The organism is Paenibacillus sp. GD4 (assembly GCF_030846225.1).
Lineage (GTDB): Bacteria > Bacillota > Bacilli > Paenibacillales > NBRC-103111 > Paenibacillus_G > Paenibacillus_G silviterrae.
Map to the genome: position 1 here is coordinate 1,257,237 of NZ_JAVCYK010000001.1, position 16,529 is coordinate 1,273,765.

Consider the following 16,529-nt stretch of genomic DNA (forward strand, 5'->3'; position numbering starts at 1 on the left):
TTGTCCTTAGGGTACACAATTAATAACAGTAATATTACGCAATTTCCTTGGCCGTTGGATCAACAGCACAACTATTCCGGAACATAGGTCAACCTGATCACCTGTTCGCCAATTCTATCGCTTGCCACCAGGCGCAGCGGCGGCCGCGGCCCGGCGAAGAACGGCTTTCCGTGACCCAGCACGACTGGATGGAGATAGAGTCGATACTCATCAACGAGACCGAGCTCGGTTAGACTGTGAGCCAACTCCGGCCCGGCAACTTCAATCTCCCCTTCATGCTGAGCCTTCAGCCTACGTATAGCCGCTGCGAGGTCGCCCTCGATCAGAGAAGCGTTCGGACCGACGGACTTTAACGTCCTCGACACCACCCACTTCGGTTTGCTTTGCCACGCCGCTGCGTATTCCCGTTCCGGCGCATCCCATTCCAAATGGTCTCCGTCCCAATACCGCATGGTCTCGTACATGCGGCGCCCGTACAGGATGCCTGCCAAGCTGCGCACGTCGTCGATGAAATGACAGAATAGCACGGGGTCGGGCTGAAATGCCGTGTGGTCGACGAACCCGTCCAGAGACTGGTTCAATGCGAAAATGATTTTTGCCATGCGGCTGACTCTCCTCCCTGGTTTTCTCGCACATTCATCATTAGGCGTTCCATTTGCAGCCTCCTTTATGTCTAGATTTTATCATCCAACAGCATGCCCGGTTTCTCATGGATTGCTAATGTGCACAGTCATGGCTCGACCAGCAATATCCAAGGGCTTTTAAGTCAACACTAACCAGCTTGTTTTTATTCCGTAAATAACCTATAGTCCTCCGGCGGAGGATCCTCCCAGGCACGTATGATAAGAATTGTCTCCGGATCTGTTTTATCCCATTCGATAAAACCTTCTTCAGCCAGTATCGCAAGCGAATCATATACAAGTTTTTCATTACGTCCCGTCTTGATCGTTAATTCGTGGACCGTTGGCGTTCTTCTACGGATAGCTGTAAAGTTTCCAATTATACGTAACAGCTTACGCTCGGCATCATGAAGCATATTGATTCACCGGCTTTACTGCCAGAATGTTCTCGATTCGAAAAGTTCTTGGGGCATTTCGATGTAAACAATGTGCCTTAACGATACCGCCAACTGAGGATTTCACATGGATCCGCCGCTGGGTGATTCGTTCGTCAAGGCCAATATAAATAATATCAATTGTTCTACCGACGTATTTTTCCATATCCATACATATCACACCTTTAACAGGAACGTTTGTTCTACTTTATGTTATACAGAACGAACGTTCTTTATGCAAGGAGGACTTAACTATTACCAATACTTCCTATCTAATGGTTACTGGGAAAGCGAAGCTGCAAAATGGAAAAATAAAAAAATAGCACACCCACAGGGGCATGCTATTTCTTAAGCTAATCCATCGGGCCGGCGGCCCAGTTATCGTAGCTTGCAGCGGAAGGTGGGGCATGTAGCACCATCTGGGCAATGAGCCTTGTATTGTCCAGTTTATTCCTGACATAAGTCAGCTCGCTCTTCGCCTGCTCCGCAGCCAGCTTCGCCTTCAATACAAGACGTCGCAGCTCATGCGTATGAGGCCATAGCTCCGCCTCACGCGCCTGTTCATTCTTGCCCTGAATCGTCCCCTGGTAGAAAAGCTCGTTCGTCTTGGCCGTTAACGCCAGCCTGCTCTCCTCCAAGTAGGACAACGCCTTCAAATAATCCTGCTCCGCCCGCAGTACCCGTTCCGGGAGCGACTGCAGCTCCAGCAGAATATCCTCCTTCTGCACAGCGCCAACCTCCCATTGATCCTATTAAAATATTTTCTTCTGCTGCCGGTCCGCCTTAAGGATTTCGACCGCTTCACGGAAGCGCATCGAATGCACAACCTCCCGCTCCCGCAGGAATTTCAGACCGTCCTGAAGATCGACATCGTCGGTCATATCGATAAGCCATTGGTATGTAGCTCTAGCCTTCTCTTCGGCCGCAATATCCTCGTACAAATCGGCGATCGGGTCACCCTTCGCCTGTATGTAGGCCGCTGTCCACGGCACACCGCTGGCATTTTGATAAAACAAGGCATTGTCGTGCGCCACGTAATGATCATCGAGTCCCGCGGCCTTCAGCATCTCCGGTGTCGCATCCTTTGTCAGCTTATACACCATGGTCGCAATCATTTCTAGGTGTGCAAATTCCTCCGTCCCAATATCCGTCAGCAGCCCGATCACCTTATCCGGTATCGAATAACGTTGGTTCAAGTACCGTAACGCCGCTGCCAATTCTCCGTCCGCTCCGCCATACTGCTCCAAGAGCAGTTTGGCCATGCGTACGTCACATTTGCCGACCCGTACCGGATACTGCAGCTTCTTCTCATAGATCCACATAGTACGCTCCCCTCCGTTAACGAATGTTTAAGAGAACCCTGCCATGGCGCTGCAACGATTAAAGCTCAGCCCGCCTTACAACGTTAAGCGCCATGTGCGTGCCTATACCTGCCACGGCCAAGGGCCTTCCGCCCACTGCCATGGATGCTTGCTGAAGCCGAAGCTGTGGCCATACTGCGTAAGCGGTCCGAATTCCATCTGAAATTGATGCGCCACCTGCAGCCGCTGATGAGTGAATTGATTAAACTGCCTGATGGCCTGTTCATCATCGGGGTGGGTGTCAAGGTACAGGGTCAGCTCCACGAGGACAAAATCGATGGCCTGAAGCTCATGAAGGGTGGTGTAATATTTTTCCGGCAATGCATGGGTCATAGAACATCCCTCCTCGAGTTAAGATTCGTTTCGTTTGGGCTCGTAAGGACTGAACAGAGCAGGCCACAGCGTTCCTCTACGCAGTGCCTCTATAGGCGAATATTGCGGCAATCCCGGCGGCTGAAACGGGATATAAAGATTTGGCGGTGTGACGTAAGTTTTGCATTCGATCGGGGGGCAAGGGTCATTCGGACTGACGAAGGGAAACCATACCTTCACTTGTTGATTCTGTTGATTCACAAGCCATACCTCCTTTGTACAACCTCGGAAGTGATACATTGGGATCGAGCTTCAGGCTAGGAGCTCATCTTACAACCACTACCTCTATTTATATAGACATGGCCTGTCTGTTATGAGCTTACAAGCTCCCTGAATACTGGTATTATTTATCCAGCGGCTGTAGCGCACCTGCCCCCAGGAACATAAAAAAACACCTCACCCGCCCATCGTTTCCTAATGAGCAAGTAAAGGCGCTTGAATTAATGTATGCTTTTCTTCTTAAAGCGTCCGCCCTTCACATCGTGAATGTTGCCGACCGCAAGGAAGGCCGTTGGGTCAATCTCCTCTACGATGGACTTCAGCTTCGCCTCCTCCAGCCGGGTAACGACACAGAAGATAACCTGCTTGTCATCGCCCGTAAATCCTCCCTCGCCGCTGAGATACGTAACGCCGCGGCCAAGGCGCTGTATGATGGCGTCCCCGATGTCCCGAACGCTGTCGCTGATGATCCAGATGGACTTCGACTCTCCGAAGCCTTCAATGGTGAGATCAATCATTTTAAAGGCAATATAATAAGCAATCAATGAATACATCGCCCGGTCCCAACCGAAGACGAAGCCCGCACTCCCCAGAATGAAGAAGTTGAAGAACATCACAATCTCGCCCACAGAGAACGGACTTTTCTTGCTTACCAGGATGGCCACGATTTCCGTACCGTCCAGCGAGCCTCCGGAACGAATCACCATCCCCACCCCGATACCGACAATAATCCCGCCAAAGACGGCGGCAAGCAGCGGATCTATCGTTAACGGGGCCACCGGATGCAGCTTGTACGTTCCGATGGACATGATGATGACGGCAAACAAGGTGGACAAAGCGAAGGTTTTACCGATTTGCTTATACCCGACAAACAGAAACGGCAGATTCAGCAGCAGCAAGTAAAGCCCGAGCGGTCCTCCGAACAAATAGGACGAAATGATCGAAATACCGACAACCCCTCCGTCGATGATGGAGTTCGGAACGAGGAAAATTTCCAGTCCGACGGAGACGAGAATAGCCCCCAGGGTAAGGAAGAAGATACGACGCAGCAGCTTCAAAGTAGTCAGCTTGGCATGCTTCTTGGCAGTCAGTCTAGTTGTCTCCATCTGTGTCCTCCATCGTGCGTTTAAGCTTTATCCAAGTTGATCGTAAGGTGCAAAAGTCCTACACGACGCAGTGCCTGATAAATGATAATCACGACTGGACCGAGCACCAGCCCGATCACCCCGAACAACTGAAAGCCGATATACATGCTGATAAGTGCGGCAAGCGCATGAATCCCTACAGCCTCACCAATAATTTTGGGTTCGATGAGACGCCGGAAAATCATAATGAAGAGCAGCAGGATCAGCAACCCCACAGCCAGCTGCGTATTCCCCGCGAGCAGACAGTAGATGATCCAGGGTACGAAGACGGCGCTTGTTCCAAGGATAGGCAGGATATCTACAAGGATGATGACCAACGCAATGGCCAAAGGGTAATCGACCCGCAAAAACAGCAGTCCGGCAGCTGTAACAAGGAAGGTCAGAAAGCTGATCAGTGTCTGGGCAAACAAAAATCCGACCAAGGCTCTCCGCAAATCAGTAAGCACTCTGGCTACCTTAGGTCTTGAACTTTTATCGAATACATTTAGGAAGGACTGATATAAGCCGGGTAATTGGAAAGACATGAGATACAGACTAATGATGAAGACCACGACAAAGACAAGCATGTTAGGAATCGCCTTCGCTACGTTTAAAAAATACATCGAAACAGCCGTCAATACATCCTTGACGCTTTCCGCCAGGGAGGTTATGCCTGACTCCAGAATTCCTTGGAGCTGCTCGGCTACACCCAAAGGCAGTGAATCGTAGAAGAGCCGCGTACGCTCTGAGGTATCATCGTAAAACAATCTCGCCCCGTTCAAAATAGCTGGACTATGGTTCCATAGCTGAATGACCTCAGAGACGATTTTGAACCCCAGCAAATAAACAAAGCCAAGCAGTAAGGCGGTAAACCATGTGCAAACCAGAGCTGATGCAACCATCCGATGGAAACGCAAATACTTCATACTTAATGTAACCAAAGGCTCCAAAAAAATTGCTCCCAGCAAGGCCAGCAAGAAAGGGAATCCGATGGTAAACAATCCGTACAGCAGCACAAATCCGACAGCGCATAAAACTACAGCTCGCAATGACACCGTATGAGGCTCCCCTCTTTTCGTCAAGTTGCGTCTGACTGAAGCATCCGGTTTAAATGACCGCCTGGCGTTCTTTGAAATTCAAGCCTTTATAATAAGCATCCATAACAAGCAAATTCGGTCCGCAGCAGGAGGCCGCAGGGCAATAGCAATCAACGGCATCATTCAGCGGATGCTGCTTCCATCGCTCAAACACCTGATCCAGCGTATCCCGATGAACGTTGCCGAGTGGGGGAACATCCGAGAAATCCGTCACATAGACATCGCCCGTAAATAAGTTGACATTCAATCGATTGCGGCCGTCCGGGTCGTTCCGTACCGTTACGTTCGGTTCCTTCCTGAGTCTCCGAATCAATTCTAGATCGGCTTCGGAGGAGCTGCAAGCATAGAAGGGCAGCGTGCCGAACAGCATCCAGAGCTCCTGATTGCGATGGTTAAGCAAAGCGTGAATCGATGTGCGAATCTGCTCCAGACTCAGCACCGGAAGATGGGCGGCAAAGGCGCTCGGGTACATGGGGTGCACCTCGTGGCGGCGACAGCCCATTTCAACGATCAACCGGTGGATCGCCGGCAGCTTCTCATGCGTACGGTAATTGATCATCGACTCCGCGGATACGAACATGCCGCCGCGGCTGAGGGCCATCGTGTTCTCTACCATCCGTTCATACAGGCGGGCGGCCGTATCCTTGGATACCTTGCGGTCTGCACGAACAAAACCCACTTGATAAAAGTCGTCCGCATTCAAATAATTGAACGAAATATGCATGACATCCAGATAAGGAGCGAGCATTTCATAGCGGGACAAATCGAGCGTCACATTCGAATTGATCTGGGATCGAATCCCTCTTTCTCTGGCATAACGCAGGATCGGCACGATATAGTCGCGAACGGTCTGCTCGTGATAGCTCGGCTCACCTCCGGTGATGCTGATGGTTTCCAAATGCTCGACTTCATCGAGCCGCTTCAGAATCGCGGAAAGGGGGATTCTCGGCCCTTCGGTCATCAGCAGCGAATCGCCTACAGCACAGTGCTCACAACGCATATTGCACAAATTCGTTACGGTTAACTCTACGCTGGTAAGAATGTGTTTATGATGCCGGCTTCTGGAGCGAATCGGCTCCCACGGGTCGTTCTCAGGGGTAATCGGGTCCAGTTCCGCCCGAAATGGATTCTGTATTCCTTCTGACATGGTAATTCTTCACACCTGACTCTTGAGGTTTATTTTCATTTTATTGTATCGCAACCCGTCACAAAAGAAAACAGAACGGCATTCTGAAAACAAAGAGGCCGTCCCTTGTGGAAGGACTTTCCTCCCGTAAGGAACCGCCTTTGCATTATACCGGCGTAACCGTGTTCTCTTCGCCTACACCGGTAATAAGCAGCGTCATCTGCTGCGATAAATCAATATCGAAAGGGGACTGAATATCTTCCCCATAGGCATTCTTCAGAATGCGTACCGTCGGCCGATGCGGAACGGAAGGATTCAGATCGCTCACAACTCCCGTTTCACCCGTATTCAGCGTAACGGTGACGCCAAGCGGATAGATTGCGATTTTGTCCCGGAACAATTCGATCTTCTTCATATCATAGAGAGTTCCCGTGCCGGCATACAAAATCTCCATGGCCTGATGAGGCAGCATCGCTCTGCGGTACACCCGATGGGTCGTCATGGCGTCATACGAGTCGACGAGTCCGATCCATCGGGCATACTCATGGATCTCGTCCCCCTTCAAGCCCCGGGGATAACCCGAACCGTCAACGCGCTCATGGTGCTGGAAGGCGCAGTGAGCGGAGAGCAGCGGGATATTAGGCTCGTCCTTCAGGTAGCGATAACCGAATTCCGCGTGCTTCTTGATCACATGATACTCCTCATCGGTCAGTCTTTCGTTCTTGCGCAGAAGCTGTATAGGGATCTGAGTCTTGCCTATATCGTGCAGCAGCGAGCCGAGACCCAGCGTCATGAGCTCCTCTCGGGAATACCCGTGAGCCATTCCAAGCATCGTAGAGTATATGCATACGTTAAGAGAGTGCTGATATAAATAATCATCCATTGTATGAATATTGGTCAGCATGATCATCGCGTCTTTATGGCTGCTGAGATCGTCGAGAATCATCGTCAGCAAATTGCGGAACACCTTGCCCACCTGTAAGGCGCCAACCGCTTTACGCTTCATGTGATCCTCCATAGCCGTGCGGAAGGACTGCTTGATGCCGGAAATGGCTGCAGCACGCGTCTCATCCGAGATAAGCTCCCGTATCACGATGTCATCAGTTCTGGGGTCACTTATATAAACAAAGTCTACACCGTGATCTCCTAAACGCTTGATCAATGACGAGGAGAGCTCCACCCCTTCATTCAGCAAGACCAAACCGTCGCTGTTGTATATCTTTTTGCCAAGCTTCATCCCGGGAATGATCTTCGCGATAGGCAGCAAGCGCATAGAAGTGTCACGTCTACTTTCTTAAATTTTTTTTAGAATAAGGCTGTATGATAAGAGTAAAAGATCCGTCAAAAAATGGCAACTATCTTTTGATGCATTTTTCTACTTTTTTATTAATTTTATGACAAAAAAAACAAGAAAGCCGAAAGTCCTAATCAAATTAGGACCCCGGCCCCCCACCTAACCTAACGAAGCAGAAACATCCAGAACACCGCGGCTATCAGGAATCGGTAGTAGGCAAAATAAGACAAGCTGAAACGCTGAACGAACTTGATGAACGTAACGACGGCCAACAGCGCAACAACAAACGATACAACGAACCCTGTTGTGAAGAAACCGAATTGCTCTGAAGAAAATTGATCGAAGCTCTTCAGCATCTCGTAACCGGTCACCACAACCATGACAGGGATCGCGATGATAAAAGTAAAATCAGCGGCGGCGGCCCGGCTCATGCCGGACAGCATCCCCCCGGCGATCGTCGAACCGGAACGGGAGAACCCCGGCCAGATCGAGAGAATCTGCCATAAGCCCACCATGAGAGCCTGCTTGTAAGTAATCTGATCCACATCCTCGGTCGTCACCGTCCCTTGCTGCTTCTCCCCAATAATGAGAAGAATCCCTCCGAGGACAAGCCCAATAAGGACGGTGGTCGGCGAGAAAAGCTGGCCTTTTATAAAATCCTTCAGCACATAAGCCAAACCGAGGGCAGGTACAATGGCAATCGCAATATGGAGCAGATTCAGTCTCGGACCCGGTTTATCGGACTTGGTAAGGCCGAATAATCGGATGATTCGTTTCCAATACAGCAGCACAACGGCCAGGATCGCTCCGAGCTGGATCGCGATTTCGAACGTCTTGATAAATTCATCGCTTTCCGGAATACCCAGCAAATAACCTGTCAGGATCATATGGCCGGTCGAGGAAACCGGCAGAAATTCCGTCAAGCCCTCCACAATACCGATGATAACGGCAACCCAAATATCGTACATTACACGCCTCCCAAGAACCGGAATTCAGAGCATTAGGTACCGTACGAACGCCGCATTCCCGCAGTTATGGCTCGATAGACAACCAGCGGCGATGCAGACTATCCTCAATCGCCCCCGGAGCATGCAGCTCCCGAAGCAGCACGTCGCGAAGGAAGTCCGGCAGCAAGTATTCTACATGCGTTCCCTCGGCAATCGGGAGGTATCCGATTCCGAAGGTAAACATATCGATGGTCCCAATGCGGTATGCCCTTTGCAATTCAAGTGGCGCTGAGCCCACAAGCACACGATGAATTTTGCGTCCCGCTTCGCCGGCAGGGTCATACTCTACGGTCATTCCATCGAGGCAGAGGGTGCCGAGCACCTTGCCCCGGAAGCCGAAACCCATAATCGCCTTTTCCGTGTATTCCGGCAGTAAGGCTTGCTCCAGCGCACGCAGCAGCTGTGCGCCGGTCAGCGTCATGCGGCACGGATTAATAGGCGACGGACACAAGGCCAGCAAGTCTCCTGACGTAACTGGGCCGTAGTTCAAATCCCCCAGGAGCTGTCCCGCATTCACAAGCCCGATCTCGGCCTCCGTCACCCGGCGCAGACCCGCCGCAAGAAGGTTCCCCAGAGGGGAATCGCCGTTCCAATCGATCGGGAGCGCTCTGTCCACGAAGGCCACCGTATGGCTAAGGGTTTGCCTAGCAAGCACTGAATACGCCGCGATGACTTGTTTCACCTCGGAGTCGGTCTCTTCCAGCGGTTCGGTAGCAATGACGAAGCCGGCGGAGGCTAGGATGGCCTTGCTTACGCTGTCGAGCTCCAGATCGACGACCCCGATATACTGACCGAATTTGCCCGTAGCGCATACCAGCGCTTGATTCATACGCTGAGCTTCCTCAAGCAAGTGATGCGTATGTCCGCCCAGAATGACGTCTATGCCCGGAATTTCTTGTGCCATCCGTTCATCCAGCCGCAGACCGAGATGGGACATCACGATCAGCACATCGACCTCGGGACGAAGCTTACGAACGAGCTGCTCCGTTACCTGCAGCGGCTCCTGAATATCCCACCCGAGCAAGCGATAGTACTCTGTAAAATAAGCCGTGACCCCTATCAAGCCAATCCGGATTCCTGATTTGGTAAGGATTTGATACGGCAGGGCCCACTCGGGCAGCTCCCCGGTGGCCGTCTCCGGCAAGTTGCTGGCGACGATATGAAACTGAGCCTCGGCATACAGCTTGGCAAGCATACTCCTGCTGAAGGTCAGTCCTTCATTATTGCCTAACGTCACGGCGTCGTAGCCCGTTGCATTCAGCACAGCGATGTTCGCAAGACCTTCCGTGCCCTCCGTCTCCGGAAACATTCGATCCAAATGATCTCCAATGTCCAGCGTAACGGTGTGCTCCTCGCCGGCTTCCGACCGCAGCCTCCGGATAACCGCCGCAATTTTCGGCATTTGCTCGAAGCGGCTATGCAGATCGTTCGTGTGGAGGATTCGCAGACGGATTCGATCAGCATTCATAAGCGCTCTCCTTTCGTTTAGCGGCTTCGAAGGCTGCTCTATTTGCGAAGCTTCAGATCGTCCAGGCTCACCGTGTTTTTGAAGCCGTAGGTTGCCTCCTCCGGAGCCAGCCCTTCATACCCTAGACGAAGGGTAACGACGCTTTTGACATTTAAGCATTCGCTGCTGCCATCCGGAACGTAGAGACGAAGCGGAAACCCTTTCTTCAGCGGAATGCCATCTTCCTGCTCGTACAAGAAGCATGCCTGATCGAGCTGATCCCATGGAATCGTTGCCTGAAATTCATCCGCCGCCTCAACTTGAAGAAGGACCGGCAGTCTGTCGTTCTCCCCTCCCTGCTGCCCGCGCCATCCGGCATACCAGCGCTTCAGATCGAAGGCTTTGCCGGAGACGGACGGAACGCGCTCCTGCAGAGCAAAGCCGCCGCCGGCCAGCGAAGCCATTTCCTGAACGGTAAGTTGTCCGCTCCCATGTATTTCATCATATACGTGAATTTGCATCGTTATGCCTCCCTTGCCCTAAGTCCAAAACCACAGCCAAACTCATCCCATTATACCATTTCCCATGAAAAATATGATATGCTGAAAGGAAAAAAGGAAGTCGTGGAGGCGTCATGAAACTTCAACTATTGCTCTTTGCAGGACTCGCCGAGCAGCTAGGCGGATCTGAGCTGACTTTACATATCGAGCAGGACTCCCTTACGGTAGAGGCGCTTAAGGAGAAGCTGGCGGAGCTGTATCCTCACGCAGCGCGCTCGCTGCAGCAATCCTTCATTGCGGTAAATCAAGCTTACGCCGAGCCGGAGCTGCTTCTCACCGAGAAGGATGAAATTGCGGTCATCCCTCCGGTTTCGGGCGGAGAACCGACGGAGGAAGATCTGCTCCAGACGTCGGGGAACCTTGTATGTATTACTAAGGATCCGATTTCAGTAGAAGAGGTCACCGGCAAGGTGATTCATCCGAACCACGGTGCGACGCTCTCCTTTGTCGGAACCACGAGGGAATTTACCTTCGGGAAGAGAACGACGCTGCTAGAATATGAGGCTTACGAGCCTATGGCTCTCAAGACGATGGAGCAAATCTGCTCGGAAATCGGGGAGAGGTGGGACGGGGCCTTATGCGCCATTACCCATCGTCTGGGCTCCGTGGGGATCGGTGAAATTAGCGTGGTGATTGCTGTTTCCGCCCCCCATCGCGCGGCCGCTTACGAAGCGAGCCGGTATGCCATTGAGCGACTGAAGCAAATTGTACCGATATGGAAGAAAGAAATCTGGGAGGACGGCTCCGAATGGAAGGGCCATCAGTTGGGGCCCTGGGATCCTACAGCCGGTCCCGGTCAATCGACTCCCGAAGGAGGAGGGGCAGCATGAACATGAATGAAGCAAGCCACATACAGGAGAACGGAGATCTTAGCCACCTTGACCGTTACTCTCGGCAAATGTTATTCCTCCCGATCGGGCCGGAAGGCCAAGCGAAGCTTCACGAGGCACGCGTCGCCATCGTAGGCATGGGCGCCCTCGGCACCGTCCTCGCGAACCATATGGTTCGCGCAGGGGTCGGCTTCGTGCGCCTGATCGACCGCGACTTCGTCGAGACCAGCAATCTGCAGCGGCAGATGCTGTACGACGAAGCCGATGCGGCCGGCTCGTCGCCGAAGGCCGTCGCCGCGGCAGCGCGGCTCCGAGCGGCGAACTCGCAGGTCGCGGTCGAGTCGGTGGTCGCGGACCTGAACGCGACCAATGCGGAAGAGCTGCTGACGGATGTGCAGCTCATCCTGGATGGAACCGACAACTTCGCGGTGCGGTTCCTGATCAATGACGTGAGCCTTAAGCACGGCATCCCGTGGATTTACGGCGGCGCGGTCAGCTCCCGCGGCGTAAGCCTTACCGTCGTTCCCGGAGAGACGCCTTGCTTGCGCTGCCTCTTCGGGCAGCCCCCGGCGCAGGGAACGACCGAGACGTGCGATACGGCCGGCGTCATCGGGCCGATCATTCATACGGTCGCTTCGCATCAGGCGACCGAGGCCATGAAGCTGCTCGTCGGCGCTCACGAGCAGCGCAATCGGCGGATGGTCCACTGGGACCTGTGGTACAACCAATACTCGGCCGTAGACGTGAGCAAAGCCCGGAAGGCGGATTGCCCCTGCTGTGCGGAAGGACGTTATGAATATTTGGAAGCATTCATGCATGAGGATACGCTGCAAACGCTATGCGGAAGAAACTCCGTGCAGATTCAGCCGGTTAGGCCTTCCGCGCTAAGCCTAAAGGAATGGGCGGAGCGATTGCGTCCGCTGGGGGAAGTGGAGCTGAATCCGTTCCTGCTCAAATTCCGGCTGGATGACGAGATCACGTTTGTGCTGTTTGAAGGCGGACGGATGCTGGTCCAAGGGACGGATGATCCCGTATTGGCCAAGAGCTTGTATAGCCGTTATATCGGAATGTAACTTAATGGAATTTTTGTGTTAAAATTTCAATAATTATTAATAAATTTTTAGTAAATTTTTACTGCAAATCGCATAGTTCGACATTGTTTGCCAATCCGAATGCTGGTATGATTAGGGAAATCGCACAATATTTTTTAGTTCCGAGGTGAATTCTTTTGCGGGTTCCCATTTATGATGTGCGGGTTGGCGATCGTTTGGGTTCGGATACCTTCAACAAGCACGGGCTTCTTGTGCTATCCGCTCATACGATTCTTCATGCGGAGGATATTGCTAAACTGCAGCGACATGACTTGGATTATGTCGACATTGATTTGCAAGTGGAAAATTCCAGACTCACAGTCTCAACGGTCCAAGAGCAGCAAGCAGAAGCATACAGCAACGCGGTCGACAACATCAAGCTTGTGTTTGAGCAAGTACTTCATGAAGGGAAGCTCCATGAGGAGCAAGTGGAGAACGGTTTCACCCCGCTCGTTCAGCACTTCAAGCAGGAAAGAGACGTCGTCTCGCTTCTGATCGCTCTGAATACGAAGGACGATTACACTTACCAGCATAGCGTCCAAGTAGGCATGATCTCTTATTACATTGCGAAATGGCTGGGGCAGTCGGAAGACGAAGCGTTATTGGCAGGAAAAGCGGGCTATCTGCACGATATAGGCAAGAGCAAGGTATCCGTAGACATCCTTCAGAAGCCTTCGCGCCTTACCGATGAGGAGTACGAAGAAATTAAAAAGCATACCATTTTCGGGTATGAGATGCTGAAGCAATCCGGCTTCGAGCAAAGCTTGGCGGTCGCGGCGCTGCAGCATCATGAGCGGCTGGACGGGACCGGCTATCCCCTGCGGATTAAAGGACATGAAATGTCCCGTATGTCCAAAATCGTAGCGGTCGCCGATGTGTATAGCGCCATGATCTCCAATCGGGCATATCAGAAGGCCCGCAATCTGCTGCATGTTCTCCGTGAAATCCATCGCTGCAGCTTCGGAGAGCTGGACCCTGGCATTACACAGGTGTTTATTCGGAATATGGTCCCTAATTTTGTCGGAAAGAAGCTCCAGCTAACGAATGGACAGCTCGGCACGATCGTTCTTACGAATCCGGTGGACTTCTTCCGACCCTTAATTAACGTCGAGGGAAGGTTCGTTGATTTGTCTCACGAACGTGAGCTGGATATCGAACAAATTTTTGTTTAGAAATAAAGCTCAACGTCGGCTGACGTTGAGCTTTATTCCTTTGAAGCATTAATACGCTACTCTTTTGGCACGCAAGAACGTTTTTTTCCAGTAGCCCTTATTGATAGTTGAAATTTGAACGCCATTCCGAGGCAGCGGGGAAGCATGAATCATCCGACGATTCCCCATATAGATGCCCACATGCCCGACCGTCTTATTGGTCCGGAAACGCCCCGGTACATAGAAGAACATGAGGTCGCCCTTACGCAGGTTTTTCCGGCTGATCGCCGTTCCCCTTTTCGCTTGCGCGCGAGCCGTTCTAGGCAAATCCACGCCGAACTTGTTAAACACATAATCCGTGAAGGTGGAGCAGTCGAAACGGCCGGTTCTTGGATACGGCCCTGTGCCGAAACGATACTTCACGCCCAAATATCGCTTCCCGCGGCGAATTAAAGCATTCATATCAATATTTTTTAACACCGGAACGGCCTCCTGGTTCATGAGCGCATCCAGCTCCGCGGAGCTCAGCTGTGTCAGCTCCTCTACAGCGCCGCTAAGCGTTTCCGCATCGGCAGGATCCTCGCCCTCATCCCCCTTGAAAGGATCGTCCGGGTCATCTCCGAAGTCCAGTTCAGAGCCTGTATCCGCCTCCTCCGGTCCGTCCATCGGATCCATTACCGCTTCACCCACCGGACGCAGAACGACTTCCCGATCTGTCAGCTCGAAGGAGATATCGTCGCCGAATAAAGGCTGAATCGCCGCAGACGGCAGGAACACCTGATGGTTTCTCAGGATTGGCGCTTGAGGAAGGCTTACCTTCTCCTCTTCTTTCAAGGCAGTGGTATCATTCACCTTCAGCTCATAGTTGGAGCCGTATTCCCCAATTTGCAGCACGCCTAGATCGCCGTCCCAATCGGTGTTATACTCCAGTGCCTTAGCGAAGGCGTTAGCTTCAACGTAGCTTACCCCGTTGATCGTCGTGAGCGGCAAACGCGCCGTATCTGCTTCCAGCACCTTCGGTTGGTGCTTCGACTGGGCCGTAAGGCCCTTTGCGGCATTTTCCTGCTCCACTCTTGCCCTGTTCGTCTGCCTTCCGTCTGTGCTCGGAAAGCTCAATTGATTGTTTTGACGCTGTTCCTTGGACAAAATATGGCCGCAGCCCGTAGGGATGAGAAGAGTTCCGATGATCATGGCTAAAACGGCTCTCTGGCTTCGCTTTTTCATGCTGGCTGTCTCCTTGTTCAGCAAATTTTCACTTTCTATAGCATGAGAAAAGGCTGAACCCCCTATGCATTATCGCCTATGGAAACAAAAAGGACACAGCCTCCGGTATAATCCGGGAAAGCTGTGTCCTTCCTTATTATTAACCGATAGAGCCTTCCATCTCGAACTTGATGAGACGGTTCATCTCTACGGCATATTCCATCGGAAGCTCCTTCGTAAAAGGCTCGATGAAGCCCATAACGATCATTTGCGTAGCTTCCGCTTCGCTTAAGCCGCGGCTCATCAGGTAGAAGAGCTGATCCTCGGAAACCTTGGATACCGTTGCTTCGTGCTCCAGCGTGATGTTATCGTTCATGATCTCATTGTAAGGGATCGTATCCGATGTGGACTGATTATCCATGATCAGCGTATCGCACTTGATGTTCGCCTTGGACCCCTGGGAATTGCGTCCGAAGGAGGCCAAGCCGCGGTACGTTACTTTGCCGCCATGCTTACTGATCGACTTCGATACGATCGTGGACGTCGTATCCGGAGCCAGATGCGTCATCTTCGCTCCTGCGTCCTGATGCTGCCCTTTCCCTGCTACCGCGATGGAAAGCACCATACCCTTCGCGCCGCGGCCCTTCAGAACGACGGCAGGATATTTCATCGTCAGCTTGGAGCCGATGTTTCCGTCAACCCACTCCATCGTTGCGTTCTCTTCCGCTACCGCACGCTTGGTTACGAGGTTGAAGATATTCGGTGCCCAGTTCTGGATCGTGGTGTAACGGACACGGGAGTCCTTCAGACAGAGGATCTCAACGACCGCACTATGCAAGGAGTTCGTGCTGTAGATCGGAGCCGTACAGCCCTCTACATAGTGCACGAAGCTGCCTTCGTCGGCAACAATCAGCGTACGCTCGAATTGCCCCATGTTTTCCGAGTTAATTCGGAAATATGCCTGCAGCGGAATTTCTACCTTCACGCCCTTCGGAACGTAGATGAAGCTGCCGCCGGACCATACGGCACTGTTCAGCGCGGCAAACTTATTGTCGCTCGGAGGCACGATGGTACCGAAATACTTCTTGAAAATTTCAGGGTACTCGCGAAGCGCAGTATCCGTATCGGTAAAGATAACGCCCTGCTCCTCAAGCTCCTTCTGCATGCTGTGGTAAACGACCTCAGACTCATACTGAGCGGATACGCCGGCAAGGAATTTCTGCTCCGCTTCCGGAATCCCCAGCTTATCGAACGTTTCCTTGATTTCGGAAGGCACCTCTTCCCACGTCTTGCCTTGCTTCTCAGAAGGCTTGACGTAGTACTGGATATCCTCGAAATCCAGATCGTCCATGTTGCCGCCCCAAGTAGGCATATCCATCTTCTGGAATTGCTCCAGAGACTTCAAACGGAACTCCAGCATCCACTCGGGCTCGCCCTTCATACGGGAAATTTCCGTAACAATCTCTTTATTCAAGCCTTTTCCCGACTGGAACACCGCTTTGTGCTCGTCGCGAAAACCATACTTATAATCTTCCATTTCGGGCATTTTTTTCGCCATGATGGTAAGACCTCCTTTTCAATTTAAGGTCATTC

18 protein-coding genes are annotated in these 16,529 nt (G+C 52.1%); 3 read left to right on the plus strand and 15 right to left on the minus strand.

The window, feature by feature from the left end:
* Positions 1-71 precede the first annotated feature (71 nt).
* The 13 genes from RAC89_RS05995 to RAC89_RS06055 all read right to left on the minus strand — a co-directional run bounded on the left by RAC89_RS05995 (position 72) and on the right by RAC89_RS06055 (position 10,622).
* A complete protein-coding gene (locus RAC89_RS05995; RefSeq protein WP_306612424.1) occupies positions 72-602 on the minus strand; it encodes a dihydrofolate reductase family protein in 531 nt (176 codons plus the stop codon).
* 423 nt (positions 603-1,025) lie between these two features.
* A complete protein-coding gene (locus tag RAC89_RS06000) occupies positions 1,026-1,226 on the minus strand; it encodes a WYL domain-containing protein (protein ID WP_306612425.1) in 201 nt (66 codons plus the stop codon).
* Between the two features lie 181 nt (positions 1,227-1,407).
* Positions 1,408-1,782 (minus strand): hypothetical protein, encoded by a 375-nt coding sequence (locus tag RAC89_RS06005; RefSeq protein WP_306612426.1) that lies wholly within the window; start codon positions 1,780-1,782, stop codon positions 1,408-1,410.
* 24 nt (positions 1,783-1,806) lie between these two features.
* The gene (locus RAC89_RS06010; RefSeq protein ID WP_284646833.1) at positions 1,807-2,376 is read right to left on the minus strand and encodes a manganese catalase family protein; all 570 of its coding nucleotides are present in this window, start codon (positions 2,374-2,376) and stop codon (positions 1,807-1,809) included.
* A gap of 102 nt (positions 2,377-2,478) precedes the next feature.
* Positions 2,479-2,748, minus strand: a complete 270-nt coding sequence (locus tag RAC89_RS06015) for a spore coat protein CotJB (protein WP_284641223.1) — start codon at positions 2,746-2,748, stop codon at positions 2,479-2,481.
* Between the two features lie 18 nt (positions 2,749-2,766).
* Entirely contained in the window at positions 2,767-2,988 is a 222-nt protein-coding gene (locus RAC89_RS06020) for a spore coat associated protein CotJA (RefSeq protein ID WP_306612428.1), read from the minus strand.
* Positions 2,989-3,227: 239 nt separating this feature from the next.
* A complete protein-coding gene (locus tag RAC89_RS06025; RefSeq protein WP_306612430.1) occupies positions 3,228-4,112 on the minus strand; it encodes a YitT family protein in 885 nt (294 codons plus the stop codon).
* Between the two features lie 20 nt (positions 4,113-4,132).
* On the minus strand, positions 4,133-5,185 hold the full coding sequence (ytvI, locus tag RAC89_RS06030; RefSeq protein WP_306612431.1) for a sporulation integral membrane protein YtvI: 1,053 nt from the start codon (positions 5,183-5,185) through the stop codon (positions 4,133-4,135).
* A 52-nt stretch (positions 5,186-5,237) separates the two neighbouring features.
* Positions 5,238-6,374 (minus strand): radical SAM/CxCxxxxC motif protein YfkAB, encoded by a 1,137-nt coding sequence (yfkAB, locus tag RAC89_RS06035; protein ID WP_306612432.1) that lies wholly within the window; start codon positions 6,372-6,374, stop codon positions 5,238-5,240.
* Positions 6,375-6,519: 145 nt separating this feature from the next.
* A complete protein-coding gene (locus tag RAC89_RS06040; RefSeq protein WP_306612433.1) occupies positions 6,520-7,626 on the minus strand; it encodes an HD-GYP domain-containing protein in 1,107 nt (368 codons plus the stop codon).
* A 185-nt stretch (positions 7,627-7,811) separates the two neighbouring features.
* Positions 7,812-8,615 carry an undecaprenyl-diphosphate phosphatase gene (locus RAC89_RS06045; RefSeq protein ID WP_306612435.1) on the minus strand — a complete coding sequence of 268 codons (804 nt, stop codon included), beginning with the start codon at positions 8,613-8,615 and terminating at the stop codon, positions 7,812-7,814.
* A gap of 64 nt (positions 8,616-8,679) precedes the next feature.
* Positions 8,680-10,122, minus strand: a complete 1,443-nt coding sequence (locus RAC89_RS06050) for a bifunctional metallophosphatase/5'-nucleotidase (protein ID WP_306612436.1) — start codon at positions 10,120-10,122, stop codon at positions 8,680-8,682.
* A gap of 38 nt (positions 10,123-10,160) precedes the next feature.
* Positions 10,161-10,622, minus strand: coding sequence for a hypothetical protein (locus tag RAC89_RS06055; RefSeq protein WP_306612437.1), 462 nt, complete (start codon positions 10,620-10,622; stop codon positions 10,161-10,163).
* Between the two features lie 113 nt (positions 10,623-10,735).
* Here RAC89_RS06055 and moaD point away from each other — a divergent pair, with 113 nt between their 5' ends.
* The 3 genes from moaD to RAC89_RS06070 all read left to right on the plus strand — a co-directional run bounded on the left by moaD (position 10,736) and on the right by RAC89_RS06070 (position 13,754).
* Positions 10,736-11,491: a molybdopterin converting factor subunit 1 gene (moaD, locus tag RAC89_RS06060; RefSeq protein WP_306612438.1), complete on the plus strand. Its 756-nt coding sequence runs from the start codon at positions 10,736-10,738 to the stop codon at positions 11,489-11,491.
* Positions 11,492-11,493: 2 nt separating this feature from the next.
* Positions 11,494-12,564 carry a ThiF family adenylyltransferase gene (locus RAC89_RS06065; protein WP_373430005.1) on the plus strand — a complete coding sequence of 357 codons (1,071 nt, stop codon included), beginning with the start codon at positions 11,494-11,496 and terminating at the stop codon, positions 12,562-12,564.
* Positions 12,565-12,719: 155 nt separating this feature from the next.
* Complete coding sequence (locus RAC89_RS06070; RefSeq protein ID WP_306612440.1) at positions 12,720-13,754, plus strand: HD-GYP domain-containing protein; 1,035 nt, start codon at positions 12,720-12,722, stop codon at positions 13,752-13,754.
* A gap of 48 nt (positions 13,755-13,802) precedes the next feature.
* On the opposite strand, the gene RAC89_RS06075 is transcribed toward RAC89_RS06070, so the two are convergent.
* Both RAC89_RS06075 and sufB read right to left on the minus strand, forming a co-directional pair.
* On the minus strand, positions 13,803-14,957 hold the full coding sequence (locus RAC89_RS06075; protein WP_306612441.1) for a C40 family peptidase: 1,155 nt from the start codon (positions 14,955-14,957) through the stop codon (positions 13,803-13,805).
* 139 nt (positions 14,958-15,096) lie between these two features.
* Positions 15,097-16,494: a Fe-S cluster assembly protein SufB gene (gene sufB, locus RAC89_RS06080; protein WP_306612443.1), complete on the minus strand. Its 1,398-nt coding sequence runs from the start codon at positions 16,492-16,494 to the stop codon at positions 15,097-15,099.
* Between the last annotated feature and the right edge of the window lie 35 nt (positions 16,495-16,529).